This is a genomic window from Methanoculleus sp. UBA208 (assembly GCF_002498065.1).
In the GTDB taxonomy this organism is placed as follows: domain Archaea; phylum Halobacteriota; class Methanomicrobia; order Methanomicrobiales; family Methanoculleaceae; genus Methanoculleus.
The window spans coordinates 1-5,013 of sequence record NZ_DAFZ01000086.1; the positions used below are offsets into that span (position 1 = coordinate 1).

Annotated in this window: 8 protein-coding genes; 2 read left to right on the forward strand and 6 right to left on the reverse strand. The window is 59.8% G+C overall.

The genetic code is table 11. The annotated features are described in order from the left end of the window. From BRA62_RS09060 to BRA62_RS09075, 4 genes are all read right to left on the reverse strand, one after another. Nucleotides 1-390, reverse strand: a 390-nt coding sequence (locus BRA62_RS09060; protein WP_292366245.1) for a sugar phosphate nucleotidyltransferase, incomplete at its 3' end; no start/stop codon positions are given. 218 nt (nt 391-608) lie between these two features. Further along, the gene (locus BRA62_RS09065) at nt 609-749 is read right to left on the reverse strand and encodes a DUF86 domain-containing protein (RefSeq protein ID WP_292366246.1); all 141 of its coding nucleotides are present in this window, start codon (nt 747-749) and stop codon (nt 609-611) included. After that, entirely contained in the window at nt 734-937 is a 204-nt protein-coding gene (locus BRA62_RS09070) for a HepT-like ribonuclease domain-containing protein (RefSeq protein WP_292366251.1), read from the reverse strand. The genes BRA62_RS09065 and BRA62_RS09070 overlap by 16 nt, the downstream gene beginning before the upstream one ends. A gap of 77 nt (nt 938-1,014) precedes the next feature. After that, nucleotides 1,015-1,332 (reverse strand): nucleotidyltransferase family protein, encoded by a 318-nt coding sequence (locus tag BRA62_RS09075; RefSeq protein WP_292366247.1) that lies wholly within the window; start codon nt 1,330-1,332, stop codon nt 1,015-1,017. A 714-nt stretch (nt 1,333-2,046) separates the two neighbouring features. On the opposite strand from BRA62_RS09075, the gene BRA62_RS09080 reads away from it, so the two are divergent. Further along, nucleotides 2,047-2,244 (forward strand): type II toxin-antitoxin system HicA family toxin, encoded by a 198-nt coding sequence (locus BRA62_RS09080; RefSeq protein WP_292366248.1) that lies wholly within the window; start codon nt 2,047-2,049, stop codon nt 2,242-2,244. Next, on the forward strand, nt 2,241-2,456 hold the full coding sequence (locus BRA62_RS09085; protein ID WP_292366252.1) for a type II toxin-antitoxin system HicB family antitoxin: 216 nt from the start codon (nt 2,241-2,243) through the stop codon (nt 2,454-2,456). Before BRA62_RS09080 ends, BRA62_RS09085 begins: the two co-directional genes overlap by 4 nt. 188 nt (nt 2,457-2,644) lie before the next feature. Here BRA62_RS09085 and BRA62_RS09090 read toward each other — a convergent pair whose 3' ends face one another. Next, a complete protein-coding gene (locus BRA62_RS09090) occupies nt 2,645-2,974 on the reverse strand; it encodes a UDP binding domain-containing protein (protein WP_292366249.1) in 330 nt (109 codons plus the stop codon). A 102-nt stretch (nt 2,975-3,076) separates the two neighbouring features. After that, a complete protein-coding gene (locus tag BRA62_RS09095; RefSeq protein WP_292366250.1) occupies nt 3,077-4,495 on the reverse strand; it encodes an ATP-binding protein in 1,419 nt (472 codons plus the stop codon). Between the last annotated feature and the right edge of the window lie 518 nt (nt 4,496-5,013).

The following is a 5,013-nucleotide window of genomic DNA, read 5'->3' on the forward strand; positions in this document are numbered from 1 at the left end:
GGGGTGGTGGGCGGCGTGGTAGTCGATGAGGTCGGCAAGGAACGTCTTCGGGGCGAAGAAGTTGTCGCCGAGGACGACGGCGAACGTCCCGTCGATGACGTGCTCGCCGGCGGCGACGGCGTTCGCGAGGCCGAGCCGCTCGTCCTGGACCACGTAGGTGAAGTCGACGCCGAACCGCTTGCCCGAGCCCAGGTAGTCGGAGAGGCCGTGCTTGTGCGGGGAGACGACGATGACGATGTCCGTGATGCCGGCAAGCGACATCGCCTCGACGACGTGCTCGATCACCGCCTTCTCGCCCACGGGGAGGAGTTCTTTGGGGATCGCGTTCGTGAACGGCCCGAGCCGCGACCCGGAGCCCGCAGCGGGGATCAGCCCCTGCCTTACCGGCATGGACCGCCCCCGGGGAGGGTGGGGATCCGGTCGGCGGACGGGGACGTGATCATGGTTACTCACTAAAAGTCTCGACATCGCACATATTAACGGTTCTCTTTCGGCCGTGGGGATTATCGAACGGTTCCGGTGCTATTCCGGGAAAAGAAGGGGCGGGCGGATAACGCGCAGGTGGAGGGTTTCCCGGCCGCCACTCCGGGAAGAAACGATCCCGGAGGTCAATCCCCGGCCTCCTCCGCGGCAAGATCGCCGAGGAGGCACTGCACCGCAGATCTGAGCGGAGGGATATCGTCCCGGATCGTTCTCCAGATGATCGCCCTGTTGATCCCGAAATAAGCATGGATCAACTTGTCACGCATACCGGCCATTTCGCTCCAGGGAAGCGAGGGATACCTTTCCCTGACCTCACACCTCCGGTGTTCGAGCTCCGTTCCACGGGAACATCGCACTGCCGTGGAATGCATTTCGTCGCCTCACCGATCACTTCCAGTGCTCGTGTGACCGCATAGACTGTCTTGTCGTCCCCGGCAAACTCCTCATAGGACATGCCCCGGGTGAAGATCTCGATCTTGCCTGCGGCGTCAAGAATATCGTCAAGGTAGTCAAGGGTACTTCGCGGCGTCTTCACACGTATACAACCTCTTTCTGGATACGGCGGCCGATACGAGGTTTAAGCGATCTCTTCTCAACGAGGTCCACCTTCCGCCCGAGAAGTTCGGAGAGATATTGCTCAAGCCTGATAAACCCGAAGATCCCCGGTACCTCGGAGAACTCGACCAGGATGTCCACGTCGCTTCCTTCGTGCTCCTCGCCACGCCGGCACGAGCCGAAGATGCCGATGGATCCAACGTGATAGGTCTCTGCCAGGTACTTCTTTTTCTCGCGGAGAACATGGATGATCCTCGCGCATTCTCCGCCGGGCTCGCAGGTGACTCCGTCCATTCCTGATCGGGATATGTGCCGTTCTCTCTAGTATACCTATCCCCGGGGCACGCCGGCTTGCGGGTCTGATCCCGTGGTGGCTCTCCCGGTGTCGGCTGGAAGAGCAAGGCCGGTCGTGAAGCTGCTCCGGGAGATGAAGCACACCCGCTCACGTTTCTTGTCGGAGAATGTGATGGAAATGTGAGCGTCACAATCCGGATCACATGCGTATCACGAAATCAAGCACACGTTTACGCCATGAGGCGGAATGTCACAGGTTCAGCTCCACGAACTCGTTGCGGGCCATGATTTCTTCGATATCGTCCGTAAGTCGTTGTTTTTTTTACGTTCTCTACCAGCCTCGCGACCGTGTCGTTGAGCGTCTCACCCGGGCGCCTGAGATCCAGAATCTGATTATAGGTCTCTTCCGATATGGGTATGCTCTCCGTAGCAGACATAGAATCCTGATCCGTGCTGACCATAAATAGACCTTTCATCACCGGAACAACGGGGATTGGTCAATTCTATTCGGGCCGTGTGCGTGATGAATTTGAACGCAGGGCGTACCAGGTGACCAAATGGTCTTCCGGTGCCGAACCCCGGGGAATATGGATATCCAGAACCAGAGCATAAAGGATATGGAACATTCCTTCGCTGTATAGTTATGGAGCAGTAGCGTGACGTGTCACCCGGGGTTCCTGGACGTTTCAGTCATTGGGAAAAGGCGGGGAAAGAATGAAAGTGAAAGACTGCATAAAGATGATCGAAGCGGACGGATGGTATCTGGTGGCGACCCGGGGCAGTCACCGGCAGTATAAGCATCCATCCAAAGTGGGCAGGATCACCATCGCCGGGCATCCGGCGGACGAACTTGCTCCGGGAACGCTGAATAGTGTGCTCAAACAGGCAGGGCTTAAAGGGAGGAATGAATAACGTATCGATTTCTTGTCATCGTCGAGCAGACCGACGGCAACTACTCGGCATACTCCCCGGATCTCCCGGGGTGCGTAGCGACCGGAGCGACTCGTGAGGAAGCGGAAGAGCGGATGCATGAGGCGATCGAACTCCACATCGAGGGGCTCCGGGAGGACGGGTTCCCGGTTCCCCGCTCGCGGTCTTCAGCCATCTACGTAGCGGTCGGTTGAGGGTAACGCCCAGCACAGGGGAAATATCGTCGTTCAAAAAAGCGAACCCTGAGCCATGTCAGGCCCTCGTGAGCAGGACCCGGTCGAACCAGTTGAGCGTATCCGTGTAGTCGAGGTACAGGGAGAGCACGCCGGCCTCGTACCCGATCGTCCTCTCCCGGTCACGAGAGAGTATGCGCCTGCCCCGCTCACCAGCAGATCCCCTCTTTCCCGTCGCAGGAGAGGACCCGGCGCCCCTCGATGACGACCCGGGACTTCATCAGGTCGAACTCCCCGTTAAGGCCGGAGAACTCCGGCCACTCCGTCATCACCAGGCAGGCGTCGGCCCCACGGAGGGCATCCGCGGCCGAGGCGGCGTAGTCGATCCCGGGGAAGACCCGCCGCATTGAAGGTACAGCAAGGGGGTCGTAGGCGGCGACCGCCGCCCCCCGCCGGAGGAGTTCTGCAATCTCAAAGACATGAGAGAACGGCCCGTGGTCGACGTCGCGGAGCAGGGTGGCATAGCGGAGCGATATCATCCCCCTGATCGCCGGCGGAAACGAACAATCATCAAACTGAGACCAGCGTGTCAGTATCGGCGCGGGAGCGATCACGCGGCATGCGGCGTGAGAGATCCTCTCTCACCCGCCCATCCGTGTCAGGTATTCCCGCGAAAGCCGGGCGATATCCTCCAGGTCGCAGACCAGGTACCCGTCCTCTCTCAGTTCCTCTTTGCCCTCTATGCTCTTTGCTACCAGGGCGAAACGTTCGTTCCTGCTCTCGTTTCGCCATCTCACCTCACAGGCTTTCTCCCGGAGTGCCGCAAGGATGCCGCGGGCCTGGCGGCGGTTGAGAGCAGACCATTTGCATTCGCAGAAGAGGGCATCCCCGGAGGCCTCATTCAGGCCAACGAGATCGATCTCCGTCTCCTTCTGCCACCACCGTCCCAGCCGCGAGTACGAGGAGCCGGAGAACACGATTCCCCTGCGAACGAGGTCGAGAGAGAGTTGTTCGAACATCTCTCCGCAATAGGGCGCGATCTCTTCCCTGATGGAGGCGAGCACCTCCCCGCTCTGCCCCGTCTCGGTCTCCGCCCTCCGGGGATACACGAAACGGAACCAGAACCTGAGGTAGGGATCGGTCAGCCGGTAATGCCTTCTCCGGTAGCCGGCATGGGCGGTCACCGGCACCTCGTCGTCGATCAGGTGCATACGCGAGAGGACGGCAAGGTACTTGGAGACCAACCCTTTATCAAGCCCGGTCTCCTGACAGAGGGGCCCCAGTATAGTGTACCCCGCGGCGAGAGCGCGGAGAATAGCCATGTAGTTCCCTGCTTCGCGGAACTCATACTGCATCAGGATTTCGGCTTCGGAGTAAAGGTATGCTCCCTTCCGGAGAATCTGCTCCTCCACGTTCTCCCAAAAAGTTCGGTCGGGGCGAAATAGACGGAGATAAGCAGGAATTCCACCGATCGCGCACCACGTCATGACGAGTTCCTCCTCGTCGTAGGGGAGGAACCGGCGAAGGTAGGGGTAGGAGAGAGGCTCGAGCTGCCACTGCCCCGTTCTTCTGCCGTAGAGCGGGCTTGTGTACCCCAGCACCTCGGTCTCCATCGTGCTGACCGACGAGCCCGATAAGATGAGCATCACCGGCTCCCGGGAGAGCACCGTATCCCACACCTTCTGAAAGACGGAAGGCGTGGCCCGGTCGCGTGCGATGAGGTAGGGGAACTCGTCGATGACAATCACCACTTTCTTCCCCGGAGGAGGGGAAAAATTCCGGTGCCTGACCAGCGCCTTTATGACCGCCTCCCAGTCGGGATATCGACTCCGCTCAAAATCCGGATCGTTCAGGTACTCCCCTGCATAGTGGGAGAAATCCTGGACATTCCTTGCCGTCCCTTCTTCTGATGCCAGGAAGTAAAATCCCGGGACAGTCTGCAGGAATCGGGCAAGAAGCGTTGTCTTTCCCACGCGCCGCCTCCCGTACAGGATCAGGCATTCCGGAACCGGGGAACGATATCGATCGGTGAGGAACTGCAGTTCACCTGCCCGGTCCACGAAGGAATGTTGATACATAAGTATACTACTTTGTAGTCAACAATCACTTAAAGTGATCGGTAAGCGCCGGAGGTTCGGACATGACCGCTACATAGATGGACTTCCCCTTACCGTTTGGCGGCCACATGCCTGTAACCGGGTGGTATGAAGGTGACCTCCCCCGCGAGGCCCGGGTTAATCGATGCCCGGGGGGGCAGGAGCGGGTGTCCCCCTCCCGGCAGGGGCTTTTCGATCAGAGCCGCGCCGTTTTCGGGATAGGTTCCCCTCTCCGGAGGGTGTGGCCTTGCGGGAATGGCGAAGCACTGGCCCGGGCTCGGGTCGTCACCGCCTGCGTGCCGGACGACGAACACCGGATCGATTCACGGAACCTGTGGGAAGAATGATTCATGATTCTGGAGAAGCATCCGACGATGGGTGGCGCCGTCTCAGGGTCTTTCCCGCTCACCAGCAGATCCCCTCTTTTCCGTCGCAGGAGAGGACCCGGCGCCCCTCGATCACGACCCGGGACTTCATCAGGT

Excerpts from the sequence above, each read along its gene's own strand:
- BRA62_RS09065 (WP_292366246.1), bottom strand. The coding sequence starts at position 749 with ATGCGTGACAAGTTGATCCATGCTTATTTCGGGATCAACAGGGCGATC.
- BRA62_RS09075 (WP_292366247.1), bottom strand. The coding sequence starts at position 1,332 with ATGGACGGAGTCACCTGCGAGCCCGGCGGAGAATGCGCGAGGATCATC.
- BRA62_RS09080 (WP_292366248.1), top strand. The coding sequence starts at position 2,047 with ATGAAAGTGAAAGACTGCATAAAGATGATCGAAGCGGACGGATGGTAT.
- BRA62_RS09070 (WP_292366251.1), bottom strand. The coding sequence starts at position 937 with ATGTCCTATGAGGAGTTTGCCGGGGACGACAAGACAGTCTATGCGGTC.
- BRA62_RS09090 (WP_292366249.1), bottom strand. The coding sequence starts at position 2,974 with ATGATATCGCTCCGCTATGCCACCCTGCTCCGCGACGTCGACCACGGG.